Annotated in this window: 17 protein-coding genes; 7 read left to right on the forward strand and 10 right to left on the reverse strand. The window is 63.4% G+C overall.

Going from position 1 to position 19,847, the window contains the following annotated elements:
• Nucleotides 1-17 precede the first annotated feature (17 nt).
• The 5 genes from tssE to RBT42_RS04525 all read right to left on the reverse strand — a co-directional run bounded on the left by tssE (nucleotide 18) and on the right by RBT42_RS04525 (nucleotide 3,868).
• Entirely contained in the window at nucleotides 18-506 is a 489-nt protein-coding gene (gene tssE / locus RBT42_RS04505; protein ID WP_320362677.1) for a type VI secretion system baseplate subunit TssE, read from the reverse strand.
• Between the two features lie 82 nt (nucleotides 507-588).
• Complete coding sequence (locus RBT42_RS04510; RefSeq protein WP_320362678.1) at nucleotides 589-1,125, reverse strand: type VI secretion system tube protein Hcp; 537 nt, start codon at nucleotides 1,123-1,125, stop codon at nucleotides 589-591.
• Nucleotides 1,126-1,206: 81 nt separating this feature from the next.
• Nucleotides 1,207-2,685, reverse strand: a complete 1,479-nt coding sequence (gene tssC, locus RBT42_RS04515; RefSeq protein ID WP_320362679.1) for a type VI secretion system contractile sheath large subunit — start codon at nucleotides 2,683-2,685, stop codon at nucleotides 1,207-1,209.
• A 4-nt stretch (nucleotides 2,686-2,689) separates the two neighbouring features.
• Nucleotides 2,690-3,208, reverse strand: a complete 519-nt coding sequence (gene tssB / locus RBT42_RS04520) for a type VI secretion system contractile sheath small subunit (RefSeq protein WP_320362680.1) — start codon at nucleotides 3,206-3,208, stop codon at nucleotides 2,690-2,692.
• A 27-nt stretch (nucleotides 3,209-3,235) separates the two neighbouring features.
• Complete coding sequence (locus RBT42_RS04525) at nucleotides 3,236-3,868, reverse strand: hypothetical protein (protein ID WP_320362681.1); 633 nt, start codon at nucleotides 3,866-3,868, stop codon at nucleotides 3,236-3,238.
• A gap of 358 nt (nucleotides 3,869-4,226) precedes the next feature.
• Between RBT42_RS04525 and tssJ the strand changes: the two genes are divergently transcribed.
• From tssJ to icmH, 3 genes are read left to right on the forward strand one after another with little or no spacing between them, the layout of a single operon-like run.
• A complete protein-coding gene (tssJ, locus tag RBT42_RS04530) occupies nucleotides 4,227-4,901 on the forward strand; it encodes a type VI secretion system lipoprotein TssJ (protein WP_320362682.1) in 675 nt (224 codons plus the stop codon).
• A 43-nt stretch (nucleotides 4,902-4,944) separates the two neighbouring features.
• Nucleotides 4,945-6,297, forward strand: a complete 1,353-nt coding sequence (gene tssK, locus RBT42_RS04535; RefSeq protein WP_320362683.1) for a type VI secretion system baseplate subunit TssK — start codon at nucleotides 4,945-4,947, stop codon at nucleotides 6,295-6,297.
• 16 nt (nucleotides 6,298-6,313) lie between these two features.
• On the forward strand, nucleotides 6,314-7,102 hold the full coding sequence (gene icmH / locus RBT42_RS04540; protein ID WP_320362684.1) for a type IVB secretion system protein IcmH/DotU: 789 nt from the start codon (nucleotides 6,314-6,316) through the stop codon (nucleotides 7,100-7,102).
• 29 nt (nucleotides 7,103-7,131) lie between these two features.
• Here icmH and RBT42_RS04545 read toward each other — a convergent pair whose 3' ends face one another.
• Complete coding sequence (locus RBT42_RS04545; RefSeq protein ID WP_320362685.1) at nucleotides 7,132-8,523, reverse strand: replication-associated recombination protein A; 1,392 nt, start codon at nucleotides 8,521-8,523, stop codon at nucleotides 7,132-7,134.
• A gap of 404 nt (nucleotides 8,524-8,927) precedes the next feature.
• On the opposite strand from RBT42_RS04545, the gene RBT42_RS04550 reads away from it, so the two are divergent.
• A complete protein-coding gene (locus RBT42_RS04550) occupies nucleotides 8,928-10,898 on the forward strand; it encodes a DEAD/DEAH box helicase (RefSeq protein ID WP_320362686.1) in 1,971 nt (656 codons plus the stop codon).
• A 131-nt stretch (nucleotides 10,899-11,029) separates the two neighbouring features.
• Here the strand turns inward: RBT42_RS04550 and lolA are convergent, their stop codons facing one another.
• From lolA to RBT42_RS04565, 3 genes are all read right to left on the reverse strand, one after another.
• The gene (gene lolA / locus RBT42_RS04555; RefSeq protein ID WP_320362796.1) at nucleotides 11,030-11,686 is read right to left on the reverse strand and encodes an outer membrane lipoprotein chaperone LolA; all 657 of its coding nucleotides are present in this window, start codon (nucleotides 11,684-11,686) and stop codon (nucleotides 11,030-11,032) included.
• Nucleotides 11,687-11,711: 25 nt separating this feature from the next.
• Nucleotides 11,712-13,970 (reverse strand): DNA translocase FtsK, encoded by a 2,259-nt coding sequence (locus RBT42_RS04560; protein ID WP_413785851.1) that lies wholly within the window; start codon nucleotides 13,968-13,970, stop codon nucleotides 11,712-11,714.
• A 323-nt stretch (nucleotides 13,971-14,293) separates the two neighbouring features.
• Complete coding sequence (locus RBT42_RS04565) at nucleotides 14,294-14,965, reverse strand: Crp/Fnr family transcriptional regulator (protein WP_320362688.1); 672 nt, start codon at nucleotides 14,963-14,965, stop codon at nucleotides 14,294-14,296.
• 227 nt (nucleotides 14,966-15,192) lie between these two features.
• On the opposite strand from RBT42_RS04565, the gene trxB reads away from it, so the two are divergent.
• The 3 genes from trxB (at nucleotide 15,193) to rpmG (ending at nucleotide 16,808) form a co-directional block, all read left to right on the forward strand.
• A complete protein-coding gene (gene trxB / locus RBT42_RS04570; RefSeq protein WP_320362689.1) occupies nucleotides 15,193-16,149 on the forward strand; it encodes a thioredoxin-disulfide reductase in 957 nt (318 codons plus the stop codon).
• 240 nt (nucleotides 16,150-16,389) lie between these two features.
• The gene (gene rpmB / locus RBT42_RS04575) at nucleotides 16,390-16,623 is read left to right on the forward strand and encodes a 50S ribosomal protein L28 (protein WP_290731615.1); all 234 of its coding nucleotides are present in this window, start codon (nucleotides 16,390-16,392) and stop codon (nucleotides 16,621-16,623) included.
• Between the two features lie 14 nt (nucleotides 16,624-16,637).
• Nucleotides 16,638-16,808: a 50S ribosomal protein L33 gene (gene rpmG, locus RBT42_RS04580; RefSeq protein WP_058087945.1), complete on the forward strand. Its 171-nt coding sequence runs from the start codon at nucleotides 16,638-16,640 to the stop codon at nucleotides 16,806-16,808.
• A gap of 159 nt (nucleotides 16,809-16,967) precedes the next feature.
• Here the strand turns inward: rpmG and RBT42_RS04585 are convergent, their stop codons facing one another.
• Complete coding sequence (locus RBT42_RS04585; protein WP_320362690.1) at nucleotides 16,968-19,835, reverse strand: ATP-binding protein; 2,868 nt, start codon at nucleotides 19,833-19,835, stop codon at nucleotides 16,968-16,970.
• Between the last annotated feature and the right edge of the window lie 12 nt (nucleotides 19,836-19,847).

Here is a 19,847-nt window from a genome sequence, read left to right on the forward strand (position 1 = left end):
TACAACAACATCAAGGATCAAGCCGACGCAAAGCGCGCCTGCATGACCCGGTAACTGGACAAGGACGGCTGCAGCACCGCATCAAAGCTCACGGTCTCACGCGTGGGTCGCACCACCAGCATCGCGCGGATGGTGAAGGCCAGGGAGCTCTGCGAGGTCTGCTCGTCATGGAACTGCACCGACACGTTCTGCAACCGCGGTTCATGGGACTCGATCGCGTGCGACAGGCTGCGGCTGATGTGCCGACGGTCCTCGGAACTCGACAAGACCCGGCCCACGAAATCACGCACCCCGAAGCACAGCACCGAGCGGGCCGTGTGCGGCCCCAACTCCACCGCATCAAAGTTGATGGCCGCACGCGAGTTCAGCAAACTCTCCAGATCCCGCGCCACGGCGTCGCGCAATTGCTCGACGGTACAGGTCTGCATCAGCCCTTCGGGCAGCTCGGGGTTGTTGTCCAGCAAGCGATCGAACACGCTGCGGCGAATGCGCACGGCAGAAGACATCTTTCACACAGCCTGAAGCAAGAGATGGGGCACAAGGCCCCATCCCGGTCACGCACATCGTGCGTTCATGCGATCACACCGATCAGTTCGGCGCGTCGAAGGTGGCCTTGTTGGTGGCCAGGCTCCACGAAGCCACTTGACCCGGCTTGGACTTGCCGTCCATGGTCTGCTGGGTGTAAGTCCATTGCACGGCCGAGTACTTCAGACCGAAGGTCTCGGTCGGCAGTCCTTCCTTGTCCACCGAAGGCACCACCTGGGAGATGATGACCTTCTTCAGCTGGATCTTGAGGTACAGCACGCGGTCGTTCGTGCCGTTGGCGCGCATGAAGTGGATTTCCACGTCGTCATACAGCGTACCGGCCGAGCAGGACTCCCACAGCTGCGGGCTGACCATGTCCAGATCTTTGGTGAAGATCATTTCGCCGTGTTCGCAACGCTCAGCAGTGTGACCACCGGCGGTCGAGGCCGTGGCGGACTTGGGCTGGCGAATGAAATGCTGCCAGCTGGTGGCTTCGAACCAGGGGGCCGGGTGCGTCTGGCCCGTGCCAGCGTCACGCGATTCGCCCTTGATGTCCTTGCCATTCAACGGCTTGTTGAACTTGACGTAAATGTCTTTCATGTGAATGTCACTCCTTGATTTGTATCGTGAAGAGTGCGGAAGCGGTCACCGTCAGCGCCGCTCCGCGGGGGGCTCACCTGCTTACTTCGAGCCCTGAGGCATCTCGGCAACCAGGCGCAGCGACACCGACAGTTCATCCAGCTGGTAATGGGGGCGCACAAAGGCCACCGCCCGATACGCACCCGGACGACCCGGCACTTCGCTGACCTCGACACTGGCCTCTCGCAACGGCTTCTGGGCGCGGATTTCCTGCGACGCGTCCTGAGAATCCACCACGTACTGCATCAGCCAGTTGTGCAGATAACGCTCGACGTCGAGCGTGTTGGCAAAACTGCCCACCTTGTCGCGCATCATCGACTTCATGTAATGCGCGATGCGGCAGACCGCAAACATGTACTGCAACTGGGCCGACAGCGCTGCATTGGCATTGGCCGCCTCGCTGTCGTACTTCTTGGCTTTCTGGGCCGACTGCGCACCGAAGAAGGCCGCGTAGTCGGTGTTCTTGCAATGCACCAGGGGAATGAAGCCCAGATCGCTGAGCTCCTTCTCACGACGGTCGGTGATGGCCACCTCGGTCGGGCACTTCAGGGCCAGCTCGCCGTCATCGGTCTTGAAAGTGTGGGTGGGCAGGTCTTCCACCAGGCCACCACCCTCCACGCCACGGATGGCAGCGCACCAGCCGTAGGTCTCGAACGCGGCTGTCAGGCGCGCGCCGAGTGCGTACGCCGTGTTCACCCACAGGTACTTGCTGTGATCGGTGCCATCGACGTCTTCCACGAAGTTGAAGCCCTCGGTCGTGAGGCCTTCCTTGGGGTCGTAAGGCAGGCGGCCCAGGAAGCGCGGCACGGTCAAGCCCACATAGCGCGCGTCTTCCGACTCGCGGAAGGACTTCCACTTGGCGTAGTCGACGGTGTCGAACACCTTGGCCAGATCGCGGGGCTTGCCCAGATCGGTGAAGGCTTCCAGGCCGAACAGCTCGCTGGATGCGGCCGAGATGAAGGGAGCATGCGCCGCGGCTGCCACGTGCGACATCTGCTCGACGAAGTACATGTCTTCGGCGCCACGGCCAATCTCGAAGTCGCCAATCAGGGCGCCGAATGGCGAGCCGCCGAAGGTGCCGAACTCTTCTTCGTAGACCTTCTTGAACAGCGCCGACTGGTCGAAGTCAATCGCCGTCTTGAAGTCCTTGACGATGTCCTTCTTGCTCGTGTTGAGCAGCTTGATCTTCAGCCGCTCGCCGGTGGAAGTGTGCTTGCACAGGTAGTGCAGGCCAGTCCAGCTGGACTCGATCTTCTGAAACTCGGGCGCGTGCAGCACTTCGCTGAGCTGCGCCGAGATCAGTTGGTCGATCTCGGCGATGCGGGCATCGATGTTGGCCGACAGGTTGTCGGACACCACCACGGTGCCGTCGAGCACTTCCTTGACCAACTCGCCAATGATGTCCTTGGCACGGGCGTGCTCGCTGTCGGTCTTGGCCACCTTGCTGCGAGCGACGATGTCGTCGAGCAGGCTGAGGCTGTCGACCAGGGCACCGGTCTGGGGTTGCAGTTGGGCACTCATGGCATCACTCCTGTTCAGGCTGCAGGGCTTCGGCGCTCAACTGCTTGAGCTTCTCGGTGCTGCTCAGCACCTCGGCCAGAGCGTCTTCGAGCTTCTCGTTACCGGCCAGCTTGTTGCGCAGGTCGGAGAGCTTGGTGCGTGCTTCCAGTAGCTTGCGCAGCGGCTCTACTTGCTCGACCACGGACTCCGGACGGAAATCTTCGATCTTCTTGAACTCGAGGTTCACGCCGAACTCACCGCCCTCGGCCGACAGCTTGTTCTTCACACGGAAGCTGGCGCGCGGCGCAATGCCGTCCATCACTTCGTCGAAGTTGTCCATGTCGATGTTGACGAACTTGCGGTCCTTGAGCTTGGGCAGGGGCTTGTCCGGGTCAGGCTGCCCACCAAAGTCACCCATCACGCCGACGACAAAAGGAATCTCCTTTTGCTCGGTGGCATCACCCACTTCCACGTCGTAGGTGAGTTGAACACGCGGGGGACGCACGCGCCCCAGTCGTTGCTGAACGCTGTCTTTCTTGGCCATGAGCAGCCTCCTTCCTGATGTCTGTGATTACTGCAAGGCGCCAAACGGGTTGGCGCGACCGGCGGTGGTGCTCACCGGCTTGGCGGCAGGCGCGGGTTTGACCACGGGGGCGGCCCGGGTCACGGCAGCGGGGGCCGCAGCTGGTTGGCCATTGGTCACCTGGCTCACGGCCGGGGTCCTGCTTGCGGCGCGACGCACGGCGCGGCGCACGGGCTTGGTCGATGCCGCAGCGGCTTCGGGCTGGGGCGCCACCAGGATGGGCTCGCCCAGGGCTTCGCGGATCAGCTTGGCGACACTCTCGGCCTCATTGCGGGTCGAGCCCTTGACCTCATTGACCTTGCGCAGGTGCGACAGGGCTTCGGCGCTCACACGCAGGCCGCTGACGGCCAGGATGCTCTGCGCGGTCAGGTCGTTGACATCGCGCTGCAGCACTTCCTGCGCGTCGTTGATTGCGTGACCATACTGACGTGCTTCGAAGTGAATCTGAGCCTTGCGCACCCAGGGCTGCTTGGCCGAAGGATCCAGCTTGATGGCCTGATCCAGTTGTTCAAATGCCTGTTGAGACTGACCTTGCTTCAGGGCCTCATCGGCCGCCGTCACACGCGCATCGACTTTCTCTCGGAGGGCCTTCTGTGCAGATTCGGTGTCCTGCTTTTGCATTGAGGAACAGGCTGTCAAGGTGGACAACAACGAGATCATCACCATGCTGCCCATGCGGCGGCGTACGTTTTGCGACGTCAATCCAATACTCCCTTATGACTTGTGACTGCGACCTGGTGGGTTACCCCCCGATCAACAGCGCGGATTAAAGCGGAATTCATTTGGCACGCCTGCCCCCATTCGGGGGTGACTTACAGACTCTTTCAACTCGTTGCAAATCCATCCCCCTCCTTGTGGGGGAAGCCGCAATCCCAATAGCCATCGGCTTCTTACACTACCCGCCGGCGATGGGCACCCCTTGCTCCGCCAGCGATGTATGAACACACACACACAGGGTTGGCGTGCCTTGGCATGCGGCATGTTGGCCTTCGTACTGGTGGGCTGCGGCAGCACACCCACCGACAAGACAGCCATGTCCGACATGGCACCCAAGGAACTGGCCGAGCTCGGCGCCGAAGGTGGTGGCGCGACGGAGAGTGGCGGTGTGATGGACTATCTCGGCAGCCTCGGCAAGAAGGCGTTGGAAGCGACCGGTTTGAAGAAGCCCGAGACACCGGAAGTCCCCAAGGTGCCCGACAGCGCCCTGCCCGACCGTCGCATTGATTGGCGCATCCATCCCAGTCTCTCCCTGAACGTCACCGAGCAGGGTCAATCACTGGCCTTGCTCACGCGCCTGTATCGCCTGCGCAGCCCCGATGCCTTCCTGCAAGCAGCGCCTGACACCTTCGGCGACGCCACCAAGGAGAAGGAGGTGCTGGGAGATGACCTCGTGTCGGTGCGCGAAGTGCAACTCATTCCCGGCAAGCCTTACGAAACAACCGAGAAGGTGCCACGGGAGGTGCGCTACATCGGCATCGTGGCCCAGTTCCGTGCCCCAGCGGCCAACCGGTGGCGCTACGCTTTCAGCACAGCCTCCGCCGAGCGCAGCGGCTTGACACTGGGCGCCCACGCGTGCGCCCTCAGTGTGCAGGCTGGTGAGCCCATCGGCCAGCCTGTCAAGGTCGTCCGCTCGGCCGCCGTGACGTGCCCCTGAATTTGCCCTTGACGCAACGCTCCCATTCACCAGAAGGTCTCGTGTGATCCAGTCACCCAAAATCCTGTGGGGCGAAGGCCTCTTCCTGCGCCCCCAGCACTTCCAGCAACAAGACGCGTATCACGAGTGGCGCCTGGCTCAGATGTCACGCCTGCTGCACCCCTATGCCTGGGGCGTTCGTCACGTTAAGGTGGATCCCGACGCACTGCAAACCGGAATGCTGCGTCTGCTGGAGTTGCAGGTGGTGCTGCCCGATGGCGAACTCTTCAACGCGCCCGGGGAAGACGAGTTGCCGCCGGCGGTCTCGCTGTCGTCCCTCACCCAGGATGGCACGAGCGAAGCGGTCTTCCACTTGGCCCTGGCGCCCGTGCGAGCCAGCGGCACCAACATGGCGAGCACGCAGCAAGAGGCGGACACGGCCGTGCGCTACTTCCGCTCGCCCGTTCAGGCAGCCGATGGCTTCACCGACGCGGTGGCCGCCGAGCTGGTGGTGCTGCGCAAGTCTGCGCGCATCCTGCACGATGGTGAACCACGGGCTCATCTGGTGAGCCTGCCCCTGCTGCGTCTGCGCAAGACCTCGACTGGCGGTTTTGAACTGGATGGGCGTTTCATGCCGCCCTCGCTGAGCATCCAGTCCTCACCGTCGCTGTTCCTGTACCTGCGTCGCCTGCTCGACGTGCTGCAAGCCAAGGTCGATGCGCTCTACGGCATGCACCGCGAGCCCAGCAAGAACATCATCGAGTTCCGCTCGGGCGATGTGGCCTCGTTCTGGCTGCTGCACACGGCCAGCTCGGCCTTTGCCGGTTTGTCGCACCTGTCGCGCCACGCCTCTCTGCACCCCGAGCGCCTGTTCGAAAAGTTGCTCGAACTGGCCGGTGCGCTGATGACCTTTTCCAAGACCTTCACGCTGGCCGACCTCCCCACCTACGACCACCTCAATCCAGGCCCGGGTTTCACCCGTCTGGATCAGATCGTGCGGGAGCTGCTGGAGACGGTCATCTCGACCCGTTACTTTGCGATCGCGCTCAACGAGACGCAGCCCTCCTTCCACCAGGGCCGACTCGATGCGGAGCAGATCAACCCGCAGACCCAGCTTTATCTGGGGGTGAGTGCCACGATGGCGCCCGCCGAACTGGTCGAGGTGGTGCCGCAACGCTTCAAGATCGGCGCACCGGACGACGTCGAGAAGCTGGTGCTGTCGGCCATGCCGGGGGTACGCCTGGTGCATGCCCCTCAGGTGCCCGCAGCCGTGCCGGTTCGCCCGGGCAGCTACTACTTCACCCTGGAGCCACGCGGCAGCTTGTACGAGCGCATGCTGCAAGCCCAGGCCCTGACCGTTTATGCCCCCTCCGGCCTGCCCGACCTCCGTCTGGAGCTGGTGGCCGTGAACGCCTGATCCGAGGACCCTGCACATGACCTCCTCCATAGCCCCCTCGCTGTTTGGCACGCCCTCGCCCACCCACGCCGCGCACACGGCATCTGCCGCCCCCCCCTCCGAGGCACACAGCCTGCTCGACCTGATGTATGACGGCTTCTACCTGCTGTTCCTGCTCAAGGGCAAGCACGCACCGCTCGATGCCGAGGTGTTTCGCGAGCGGATCAAGCAGTTCCTGACCGCTTTCGAGCGTGGCGCCACCCGCATGAACGCTTCGGCCGAAGACGTGTACGCCTGCAAGTACGCGTTCTGCGCCACCGTGGACGAAGCGGTGCTGATGTCGGGCTTCAAGGTCAAGGAAGCCTGGCAGCGCCTGCCACTGCAGGTGCAGTTCTTTGGCGAACAACTGGCCGGCGAGCAATTCTTCGAGAAGCTGGAAGAGCTGCGGCGCCAGGGAGCCCCACGCGTGCAGGCCATGGAGGTGTTCCACATGTGCCTGCTGCTGGGTTTCCAGGGCAAGTACCTCATCGAGGGCTCGGAGAAGCTCGGCTATCTGACCGCGCGTCTGGGTGACGAGATTGCCCGCATCAAGGGCCAAGGCGCCGGCTTTGCACCCAACTGGGCTGCACCGGATCGCGTCCAGCATCAGCTCAAGAACGAAGTGCCGCTGTGGGTGGTGGCGTCCGTCTTCGGCCTGATGGCCTTGCTGGCCTACACCGGCTTGCGCTGGCAACTGGGGCAGCACACCTCCGATTCACTCGGCCAGGCTCATCACATCGTGCAACTGGCGCCACAGGTGGCGAACATCACGATCACGCTGCCCTGACGCTCGCGACCTGGCAACGCTTCATCGGCTCATGCGCCGGGGTCATCGTCGGACGCCGACGCCCCAGCGCGACCATCTCCCAGCGCCACCCGCAGTTGCTTCACCCGCTCACCAATCTTGATCTCCAGCCCACGCGGGACGGGTTGATAGAAAGCCTGCGGCGCCATGCCATCCGGGAAATAGCGCTCACCGGCCGCGACGCCGCCCGGCTCGTCGTGCGCATAGCGGTAGCCCTCGCCGTGCCCCAGCGTCTTCATCAGCTTGGTCGGCGCATTGCGCAGGTGCATGGGCACGGGCCGGGTCGTGTCCTGCTTGACCCAGGCGCGCACCGCCTTGTAAGCTATGTAGGCGGCATTGCTCTTGGGCGCCACAGCGAGATAGATCACGCATTGGGCCAGGGTCAACTCGCCCTCGGGTGAGCCGAGGCGCTCATAGGTTTCGGCGGCATCCAGCGCCATGCGCAAGGCGCGGGGATCGGCCAGACCGATGTCTTCGCTGGCCATGCGGATCAGGCGTCGCACGATGTAGCGCGGGTCCACCCCGCCATCGACCATGCGCACGAACCAGTAGAGCGCCGCATCCGGGTCGGAGCCGCGTACCGATTTGTGCAGAGCCGAGATGGTGTCGTAGAACTGGTCGCCGCCTTTGTCATACCGCCGCAGTTGCTCGCCCAGCGACTTCTCCAGCGTGGCTTCGTCGATGGTGTCTCGGCCTTTGAGCATCCCGGCCAGGGTCTCGTAGGTGTTGAGCACGCGACGGGCATCGCCATCGGCGTAGGCGATCAGGCGGGTGCGAGCCTCGGGCGTGAGGCTGGGGCCCTGCAACTCGGCCTGACCACGCTCCAACAGGGTCTGCATCGCGGCCTCGTCCATGGCACGCAGCACGTGCACGGTCGCGCGCGACAGCAAGGCGGCATTCACCTCGAACGATGGGTTTTCAGTGGTCGCGCCGATGAAGGTGAACAGGCCGGACTCGACGTGGGGCAGGAAGGCGTCTTGCTGGGCCTTGTTGAAACGGTGCACCTCGTCCACGAACACGATGGTGCGGCGCCACGCACGCCGCGCCGCCTGCGCCTGCTCGACGGCCTCACGGATGTCCTTGACGCCTCCCAGCACCGCCGAGATGGCGAGGAACTGCGCATCGAAGGCGTGGGCCATCAGTCGCGCGAGCGTCGTCTTGCCCACGCCGGGCGGGCCCCACAGGATCATGGAATGGGGCTGGCCCGACTCGAAAGCCACACGCAAGGGTTGGCCTGGACCCAGCAAGTGATCTTGTCCGACGACCTCATCGATGGTGCGCGGGCGCAGGCGCTCGGCGAGCGGCGCCCCCAGACCAGGCGCCTCGGGTGCGCCCACACGGACACCGGCCGCACCGGCGCCGCCTGTGGGGTCCGGCAGATCGAGGGAGAGACTCTCTTGCATGGTGTGATTGTCGCAGTTGCCGGGCCACCCGAACACATCACCGACAAACAGCACTGGACAAACCCTGTCACTTATGGGAAACTCTTGGAATTCGCTGTTTTGCAACTTGCACGACACGAATTCAAAGTTCATCCCCTCTGACCTTTTTCAAGCCGGGCAGTACCGTCGGGTACCTGCCAAGAGCGTGTCTTGAGTTCCGGTTGGCGGCGATGCCGTCGCTTTCCAACCGACTCACCGTGGCCCTTCTCTGTGCCGAGCGCACCTGCCACGAAGTCTGTACACGAAATCCATAGCGACTCCACCTGGCTCAGGCCTTTGATCGTGTGATCAGGCCTTGGCCGTGGCGTTTGTTTCTTGTCGAACCGTCGACAAGCGGCAGCGCTTTGCATTGCTTGAAAGAAGTTATGTCGAATCAAAACGAAATCAACACCAGCGCCCCTTCGCAACTGGACGCCTTGGCCCAACGCATCGAAGCCGAGGTGTTTGGCGATGACACCGCCGAAGCGGCCGTCGAAGCCACCGGCCCCCGCTTTGAAGACCTGGGTCTGAGCCCCGCCCTGTGCAAGGCACTGGCCGATTCCGGCTACACCCAGCCCACCACGGTGCAGGTTCAGGCCATCCCGGCCGCCATGAACGGCGCCGACCTGCGCGTGGCTTCGAGCACGGGCAGCGGCAAGACCGCCGCCTTCATGCTGCCCTCGCTGGAGCGCATCATTGCCGCCCGTGGCGACAACACCAAGCGTCGCGAAAAGGGCAAGGTCCATGGCCCCCGCGTGCTGGTGCTGGCCCCCACGCGTGAGTTGGCGATGCAGGTGGCCAAGGCCGCTGACACCTACGGCCGTCACATGCAAGGTCTGCGTGTGGCCACCGTCGTGGGTGGCGTGCCTTACGCCTACCAGCTCAAGGCCCTGAAGGGTCCGCTGGATGTGCTGATTGCCACCCCCGGCCGTCTGCTCGACCACCTGAACACCGGTGCCGCCGTGCTCGACAACCTGGAAGTGCTGATCCTGGACGAAGCCGACCGCATGCTGGACATGGGCTTCATCGATGACATCGAAACCATCGTCGAGCGCACGCCGGCCGAGCGTCAGACCCTGATGTTCAGCGCCACCTTCGCCGGTCACGTGGGCCAGCTGGCTCAGCGCCTGACCCGCGATGCCGTGAACATTGAAGTGGCGTCGCACACCGACAGCCACGACAACATCGAACAGCGCCTGCACCTGGCCGACAGCCTGCAGCACAAGAACGAACTGCTCGACCACCTGCTGTCCGACAAGGCCGTGGACCAGGCCGTGATCTTCACGAGCACCCAGCGTGACGCCGACATCCTGGCCGACCGTCTGGCTGACATGGGTCACTCCGTGGCCGCCCTGCACGGTGGCATGCCGCAAGGTCGTCGCAACCGCGTGTTGCAAGGCCTGCGCAGCCGTCAGCTGCGCGTGCTGGTCGCCACTGACGTGGCCGCCCGCGGCATCGACGTGCCCACGATCACCCACGTGATCAACTACGGCATGCCGATGAAGGCCGAAGACTATGTGCACCGCATTGGCCGTACCGGTCGTGCCGGTCGCAGCGGCCTGGCCGTGACCCTGGCCGAGCGCCGTGACATTGGCATGGTGCGTCGCATCGAGCGTTACACCACGCAGCGCATCCCCGAGTCGGCGATCGAAGGCCTGGAGCCCAAGATGAAGTCCGGCGGCTACGCAGACAGCCGTGGCCCTCGCATGGGCAAGCCGATGCCGGGTCATCGCAACCGCGAAGACCGTGGCGCACCGCGCTTTGGCGCCAACCGCGAAGGCGGCTTTGGTGACCGTGGCGGCGATCGCGGCGGCTTCGGTGGCGACCGTGGCGGCTTTGGCGGTGATCGCGGTGGCTTCGGCGGCGACCGTGGTGGTTTTGGTGGCAAGCGCGAAGGCGGCTTCGGCGGCCAGGAGCGCGGCCACTTCGGTGGTGACCGTGGTGGTTTCGGCGGCGATCGTCCGTCGTTTGGCGACCGCGCTCGCCAAGATCGCCCATATGGCGACCGCCCGGCCTTCGGTGACCGTCAAGGCCCCCGTGGCGACCGCTCCTACGGTGATCGCCCGGCTTTCGGCGACCGTCAGGCCTTTGGTGATCGCCCCCGTGGTGACCGTCCTGCCTTTGGCGATCGTCCGGCTTTCGGTGACCGCCCGCACGGCAAGCCGTTTGGCGACAAGCCTTTTGGTGGCAAGCCGGCTCACGGCAAGTCGTTTGGCGAGAAGTCTTTCGGTGAGAAGTCGTTTGGCGACAAGCCTTTCGGCGGCAAGCCCTTTGGCAGCAAGCCCGGCTTCAAGTCCGGCGGCCCCAAGCCTGGCTTTGGCGGCAAGCGCCCTGGCTTCGGCAAGCGTGAAGGCTGATTGATCAGATCCTGATCATCACAGGGCGGCCCCTCCGGTCGCCCTGCGCAAGACCCAAAATAATTCAGGCCCGCATCGAACGGGCCTGATTCATTCAAAAACATCAGGAAGCAGGCCTGACGCCCACGGTGTCAAGGCTGTCTGAGCACATCGGCCCCTGCAGGCGGTGTGAACTGAAAACGGGTGGCCGGCAAGGCCACCTTCGATTCAAACTGCGCAAACTCCAGCCGCGAGCGCTGACCAAAGCTGTCCAGGATCTCCAGGGCGGCGAGTTGCCCTTTTCTGAATCCGACACGAACGGACTGAAACTGCCCCTCTTTGTGGCGTGGCAAGGCTTCCACCCATTCCAAAGACGTTGCTTGTTGAACCATCGGGGTCGCGGTCGCCGCACCCGATGAGGACGCAGGCACGTTGCGGAGGGTGAAGTCCTTGTCCAACGTCCCACCGGCCAGCAAGGCCGCCGGAGTCGCACCCAGTGCCTCGCTCATCGGTCGCACGGTCACCTGATTCAGGTCCACATCGTGCAGCCACACCTGTTTGCCATCGCCCACGATGAGTTGCTCCGTGGGGGTGGTGTAGGCAAAGCGGAATCGGTTCGGGCGCTGGAACTCCAGCGAGCCCTTGGATTTACGCGACTTCTTGCCGTCGGGCGAGATCACCGTCTGGGTGAACTCCCCCCGACCTGCCTGCACGTCTTTGACAAAGGCACGCAAGCTGGCCACGGCATCGGCCTGCGCCGCACTGCACACCAGCGTCATGCCCAGCGCCAACATGCTGGCGCGCCCCATTCCTGTCCACTTCGATTGCATTGCTTCAGGCCTCATCCCAGGGTGCCGAGGTGGCACCGCCATCGCCACCACGGGCCGGCACGATCAGTTCACGGTTGCCATTGGTGGCCATGCTCGATACGAGTCCGGATTTCTCCATTTGTTCCAACAGGCGCGCCGCACGGTTGTAACCGATGCGCAAATGGCGCTGCACCAAGGAGATCGACGCCTTGCGATGCTGCAGCACCACGGCCACGGCGTTGTCGTACATCGGATCTTGCTCACCATCGCCGCCACCCATCGGGGAGCCATCGAGGTTGCTGCCCTCATCGCTGAGGTTGCCCCCTTCGAGGATGCCTTCGATGTAGTTGGGCTCGCCCTGCGACTTGATGTATTCGACCACGCGGTGCACTTCTTCGTCACTGACGAAGGCCCCGTGCACCCGCATCGGCAGGCCCGAGCCGGAAGGCAGATAGAGCATGTCGCCCTGCCCCAGCAGCGCCTCGGCGCCCATCTGGTCGAGGATGGTGCGGCTGTCGATCTTGCTGGAGACCTGGAAGGAGATGCGCGTGGGGATGTTGGCCTTGATCAGGCCCGTGATGACGTCCACCGAGGGGCGCTGCGTGGCCAGGATCAGGTGGATGCCAGCGGCACGGGCCTTCTGGGCCAGACGCGCGATCAGCTCTTCGATCTTCTTGCCCACCACCATCATCAGATCGGCCAGTTCGTCGATCACGATGACGATGTGCGGCATGCGGTCGAGTGGCTCGGGCTCGTCAGGTGTCAGGCTGAAGGGGTTGGGGATCAGCTCACCGCGTGCCTTGGCCTCGTCCATCTTCTTGTTGAAGCCAGCGAGGTTGCGCACGCCCATCTTGGACATGAGCTTGTAGCGGCGCTCCATCTCACCGACTGCCCAGTTCAGGGCGTTGCCGGCCTGCTTCATGTCGGTCACGACGGGGCACAGCAGGTGCGGAATGCCTTCGTACATGCTCATTTCGAGCATCTTCGGGTCAATCAGGATGAGCCGCACATCGCGCGCTTCGGCCTTGTAGAGCAAGCTCAGGATGGTGGCGTTGATGCCCACCGACTTGCCCGAGCCGGTGGTACCGGCCACCAGGCAGTGCGGCATCTTGGCCAGGTCGGCCACGACGGGCGAGCCCACAATATCCTTGCCCAGGCCGATGGACAGCATGGACTGGGCCTCGTGGTACACCTGCGAGCCCAGGATCTCGGTGAGGCGGATCATCTGGCGCTTGGCGTTGGGCAACTCCAGCGCCATCAGGTTCTTGCCGGGAATGGTTTCGACCACGCGGATGGACACCAGCGACAGCGAACGGGCGAGATCCTTGGCCAGGTTGACGATCTGCGAGCCCTTGACGCCGGTGGCTGGCTCGATCTCGTAGCGGGTGATGACGGGGCCCGGCGAGGCGGCCACCACACGCACTTCGACGCCGAAGTCCTTGAGCTTCTTCTCGATGAGCCGCGAGGTCATCTCCAGCGACTCGGTGGTGATGGTTTCGGTGCGGCCTGGCGCCGAATCGAGCAGGTCGATCTGCGGCAGCTTGCCATCGGCCATCTCGGCAAACAGCGGCTTTTGCTTTTCCTTGTTGACGCGCTCGGACTTGGGCACCTCGACCACGGGCTGCTCGATGATCAAGGGGATGGGCTCAGGCGGCAACTCCTGGCGCACCTCTTCGACGACGCGTTCACGCTCGATGGCAGCTTTCTCACCAATGCGGATGTCTTGCGCCACCTCGCGCTGGGTTTCACGCTCTTGACGCAGGCGGTCAAACAACTGCCCGATGCGCTCGGCCAGATCCAGCCAGGAAAAGCGCAAGGCCAGCGCACTGCCCGCCACCAGCAAGGCGATCCACAACACCCCCGAGCCGTTGAAGCCCAGCCAGTGCATGCCCCACTGCCCCAGCACCATGCCGAGCACGCCGCCGGCTTGCTCCCCGGCTAACAAGGCCTCATTGCGGTACAGGCGCGACCATTCCAGCGCACAACTGGCAGACAGCAGCAACACCAATCCCAGCCAGACGCGCCAGGCTCCCGTCACTGGCGCCGCAGGCTCGACGGGCATGGGCGAGCGCGCGACGCTGCGCGCCGTGTCGCGCCGCATCCAGAGCGCCAAAGCGCCCAGCCACACGCGCAATCCGACCACGGGCAGCCACCAGGCCGAGTGGCCCAGCAGCATCTGCAGGATGTCGGACACATAAGCCCCGAACTGCCCGACCCAGTTGTGAGGGACGGGATGCTGCCCGGACGTGGTGAACGCAGGGTCGAATCGGTCGTGGCTGGCCATGGCCAACACCACGAGAATCCACAGGACGCCGCCCAGCAGCAAGGCGGCCTGGAAGCGCAAGGTTTGCTCGACCGGCTCGATCGGTGCGACCACGGGTGCCTTGGGCACGCGGTGCAGACGCCCGGTGGTGCGAGCGGCACCGGCAGGTTCGGCGCGGCGCTCGGCGCCCTTGCCCGAGCCTGCGGTATCAGAATGAAGAGATCCCAGCGGAAATGTCATGGCGACATTGTGAGCGCTTTTTGCCCCGGCTCGCGCCGACGTGCGGGCAGCAAAATGCCCCTCGCAAGGGGCATTGGCTCAGGCGGGGGGCAGCCGACCGAAGATCAGGCGGTGTTGGCCAGGCGCTCCTTGAGCACCACGCTGCCGGTTTCCTGGGTTTCGATCAGGCCGCGCTCTTCGAGGTCCTTCATGACGCGGCTGACCATCTCGCGGGAGGCGCCCACATGCTTGGCCAGATCCTGGCGGGAGACCTTGCCACGGATGACCTTCTCGCCCGCGTCTTCGTCGGCCATGTCGAGCAAGGCACGCGCCACTCGGCCATAGACGTCCAGCAGGGCCAGGGACTCGATCTGGCGGTCGGCGGCGCGCAAGCGCTGCACGAGGCCGCGCAGGATGGCGTAGGAAAGCGAGGAGTTCTCGGGCAGGCAACGGGCGAACTCGGGGCGCCCCAAGACCAGGACATCGGTCTGGACCTCGGCCCGGACCGTGGCAGAGTGCGGCTCGTTGTCGATCAGGCTCATTTCACCCAGATAGTCACCCGCTTCCAACACTGCCAAGATGACCTCGCGGCCCCGTTCGTCGGCGGCGACCACGCGGGCCCGACCCGTGAGCAGGATGAACAGCGCATTGGTCTTGCGACCCCGTTCGACAATCAACTCCCCCCGACGGTAGCGACGCTTGACCACGCCCTCGGCAATCGACTCGGCCTGAGCCTGCGTGAGCATTGAAAACAACGGGACTCGACGGATCAGGTCGAGATTGGACAGCATGGCCATGAACGCTCCTCTTTTATCAGGCAGGTACTCAGGTCAAAAACATGGAAGCGGGCGGGCTTTCCCACCCCGAATCGGTGCGACACACAACCTGTCTCTACAATTTTCGTCTAGACACCGTTATTTTTTAGCACTTTAACGAGGCTGCATGACGCGGCCCATCGGAATTTGCCCTTGTGCGCAACGGTCACTGACGTGGCTGTAGCATACACACACTGAAAGGCCAAGCCATGAGCACTCCACAACACAGCCAAGTCCTGATTCTGGGCTCCGGCCCTGCGGGCTATACCGCGGGCATCTATGCCGCCCGCGCCAACCTCAAGCCCACGCTGATCACCGGCATCGCCCAAGGCGGTCAACTGATGACCACCACCGAAGTGGACAACTGGCCCGCCGACGTGAACGGCGTGCAGGGCCCTGACCTGATGCAGCGCTTCCAGCAACACGCCGAGCGCTTCCACACCAACATGATCTTTGACCAGATCAATGAGGTGGACCTGTCCCAGCGCCCCTTCACCCTCAAGGGCGACGCCGGTACCTACACGACCGAGACCCTGATCATCGCCACCGGCGCCTCGGCCAAGTACCTGGGCCTGCCCTCTGAAGAAGCCTTCATGGGCCGTGGCGTGAGCGGCTGCGCCACCTGCGATGGCTTCTTCTACCGCAACCAGGAGGTCTGCGTGGTGGGCGGCGGCAACACGGCCGTCGAAGAGGCGCTGTACCTGTCGAACATCGCCAGCAAGGTGCACCTGATCCACCGCCGCGACAAGTTCCGCGCCGAGCCGATCATGGTCGACAAGCTCTATGAGAAGGTCGCCGCCGGCAAGATCGAGCTGCATGTGTTCAATGTGCTCGACGAGGTGCTGGGCGACCAGAGCGGCGTCACGGGCGTGCGCCTGAAGAATGTGGAAGACAACAGCTTCAAGGAACTGCCGCTCAAGGGCTGTTTCATTGCCATCGGCCACCAGCCTAACACCGACATCTTCAAGGGTCAGCTGGAGATGAAGGACGGCTACATCGTCACGCGCGGCGGCAACAATGGTTTTGCCACGATGACCAGCGTGCCCGGCGTGTTCGCCGCTGGCGACGTGCAGGACCATGTGTACCGCCAGGCGATCACCAGCGCTGGCACCGGCTGCATGGCCGCCCTGGACGCCCAGCGCTTCCTGGAGCAAGGCGCAGCCTGATCGAGGGGGATGGCGGCTTGTTTGTCGCCGTCTCTTTGCCAAGACCGAAGAATCTGGCTATAATCTCGGTTTTTGCACAATTCGTCCCGGAGTTGATGCGTCAATTGTGGGCCACACCAGTGGCTTTGACGCCGATGCTTCCGGAAGGGTGCTTCAACAGGGTCTGGTTCAGCAATGAGCACCCCTGCTCTGGGCACCGATTCGCAACATAAGCGCAATTACAGCGAACGGAGAAGCGTCATGGCACGCGTCTGTCAAGTCACGGGCAAGGGCCCGATGTCCGGGAACAATGTTTCCCACGCCAACAACAAGACCAAGCGTCGTTTTCTGCCCAACCTGCAGTACCGTCGTTTCTGGGTCGAAAGCGAAAACCGCTGGGTGCGTCTGCGCATCAGCACGGCCGCTCTGCGTCTGATCGACAAGGTGGGTATCGACCAGGTCCTCGTGGACCTGCGCGCCCGCGGCGAACTGTAATTGGAGACTGAATCATGGCTGCAAAAGGCGGACGCGAAAAGATCAAGCTGGAATCCACTGCGGGTACCGGCCACTTCTACACCACCAGCAAGAACAAGAAGACCACGCCTGAAAAGCTGGAATTCATGAAGTTCGACCCCAAGGCACGCAAGCACGTCGCCTACAAGGAAGTGAAGCTGAAGTAATTCAGCCTTTCTTGTCTGCCTGGCCAGCCCGGCCAGCAGGAATCAAAAAAACCCGCCAGTGCAAACCGGCGGGTTTTTTGTTTGTGTGGCGCAGGACTTTTGCTTCTCTGGCGCAGAACATGAGAGGCCGTCAGCCCCTCATGCGCCGCCCGCCTTGGCTCACACCGCCAGCGGTGCGAGTTGATGGTCAGACGTTGGCGCCTGAGCCGGCAGGTCCAGCTGGGTGCCGAAGCGGGCCGGCAGGCTGACCACCAGCTCGAAAGCACGGAAATCCGCACCTGCGTTGGCGTCGCGGAAGTGGATGTGCACATCCCCGCCCTCACGCTGCAGGAAACCGCGCACGGCATCCATGCCGACGCCGCGCCCGGATACCTCGGTCACCTGCTCGGCCGTGGAGAAGCCGGACAGGAAGATGGCCTGAGCCACGGCTTCGTCCGAACGGGCCTCCTCCGCATCAAGCAGCCCCTGCTCTACGGCACGTGAACGGATTCGTGCCAGGGCTAGGCCACGTCCGTCGTCGTGCAGGCGGATGCGCAAACCACCCACGTCGAGCTTCATCTCGATGTCGATGCGGCCGGCAGCTGGCTTGCCTGCGGCCAGGCGCTCGCTGGCAGGCTCCAGCCCGTGGTCCATCGCGTTGCGCAACAGGTGTGTGAACAGGTTCTTGAGCAGCGGCGCAATCTGGTTCTGCACCACCACCTGGTGGTCGTGCAGGCGGACCACCGGCGGCTCCTTGCCCAGTTCACGCGCCAGGGAAGGCAGCGAGTCCAGCTGTCCGGCCAGCACGCCCTCGAGGCGCTCGGTGCCGACCTGACTCAGGGTCAGCTTGACCTGCTGGAGGGCACTGCGCAAGGCGGCGGCATCGTCGAGGTTCACCGAGGACAACAGGTCGAGCGAGTCGGCCAGGTGCTCACGGTCGACCAGCGCGTACTTCTCGACACTGCCGCGGCGACCCGGCCCCTTGCGGCCCAGCACGTTGTCGTTGATGCGGGCGTACTCCTCGACCATTGCCTCGACGCCGTCGAGCGTGCGCAGCAATTCGGGTGCATCCCAGACAGCATCCGGATCCTTGCGCAGCTGATCGTAGGCCTGCTCGGCTTCGTGCACGAGGTTGGTCAGGTGGATGAAGGCGTAGGTGCGGGCATTGCCCTTGATGGTGTGCATGTTGCGGAACAGCAGTGCCACCACGTCCTGGTCCTTGCTCGAGGTCTGCTCGATGAGTTGGCGGTTCTCGACGATGAAGCGACGAGAACCGTCGATGAAGTCGCTGAACTTCTCCTGGGTCACGGGCAGGATCTGCCCGATGATGTCCAGCTCGCGCTTTTGCTCCGAGGCCTCTTGCTCGAGTCGCTTGAGCTCGGTGACATCGCGCACGCACAGCATCAGCTTGTCGACGGTGTCATCGGCGTTGCAGATGGGTGACCAGCTCAAGGCCAGCGATTTGACGCGGCCATCGGGCATGGTCTTGTCAAATTCGGTGACCATGAGGTGGCTGTTGAACTCGAAGTTCATCACGTCTTCACCGACGCAGCTGGCGGCGGCAGCCTCCACCGAGGACAAGGCATCCGAGCCCAGTGAGCTGTTGCTGAACAGCAAGGTCATCAGGTTCTTGCCGGCGATGTCCTTGGTTTCAAGGATGGTTTCGAGGTAGGCCGAGTACTCGGGGTGCACCTCGTTGCTGGCGGTGACGGTGAGCACACCCTGCGGCAGGTTCTCCAGCATGCTCTGGATGTCCTGGCTCTTTTCGCGCAGCTGCTCGGTGCGCTCGCTGACCAGGCCTTCGAGGTTGTCATTGATGCCCTGCAGGTCCTTGACCAGCTTGCGGTTCTCCATGAAGGTGTTGGCAAAGCGGGTCGAAGCCACATACATCATGGCGCACATGTAGACCAACACGCCCGAGAAGATCAGCGACACCGAGGAGATCTTGCCCAAGGCCAGCAGCACGTCGTTGAAACCGGTGAGCAGGAAGATGATCATGGCGACGGTCAGGATGGCCGCGCCAGACTTGCCTTCACGCCATGCCAGCACCAGCTGCCAGAGGCTGATCGAGCCCGAGATCAGGTTCAGGATGAACAAGACCGGGCGCACCTTCTGGAACAGCTCGACGTTCGGCGCGAACATCATGCTGCCGATCGTGGCGCACAGGATGATGTAGATGCCGCCCTTCACCCAGTTGAGCCGTGGCAGGAAGCGGTGCGTGATGTACTGCCCGAACATGTAGAACATGAAGATGCCCATCAGGCCGACGTAATGCGAATAGAGCATCACCTCCGGGCTGAAAACCTTCATGAAGTAGTCGCCCGGCGAACCGAAGAACGGGAAGATGAACAGACCCGCCAGAGCCGCCGTCAGGTACAGGGGGTACTGTGTCTTGGAATAGACCAGCAGAAAGAACAGGCCAAACACGAACATCACGTAGGCTGCGATGGTGCGCGCCTCACCGCCCCAGAACTGCCACAGCGCCAGGCTGCTGTCGTGCTGGTCGTAGCGGTGCACCTCGAAGGGCAGCTGATAGATGCCGGTCATGAGGGGCGTTTCCACACGGAAGGCCACGACATGCTCCGGCTGTGTCACCTTGAAGCGCACGGGGATGGGCTGGATGGAGTAGTAGCGCTCGACGTTGATGTCGTGGGGACGTTGGTACACCTCTTGTCCATCCACATACACGTGCATGCGCGCCATGTAGGTGTTGACCATGAAGACCACCTCCTGACCGATGAGGTCGGGGTTGAACTTCAGGTTACCGCGGTACCAGCCCACGGTGAACACCTTGCCATCGTTGTAGGCCGGCTTCCAGGGGCCCGGCGCCATGATCAGCTTCCAGTCCTGGGTGTCCAGCCCCGGATCCTTGTTCTCGGGGCGGTCGTCCCGGGTGAACAGCCACTTGCCCGCGAGCTTCGCGGGCTTGTCGAGCGACTGGATGTCAATGTGACAAGAGTGGCAATCGGGACGCGTGTCAGCCGCACGGGCTGACCACGACAGGAGCATGCCCAGAAGGGCCAGCATCAGGAATCGACTGATGGACATGAGGTGTACCTC

Source organism: Aquabacterium sp., from assembly GCF_034003525.1.
Taxonomy (GTDB): Bacteria; Pseudomonadota; Gammaproteobacteria; order Burkholderiales; family Burkholderiaceae_C; genus Aquabacterium.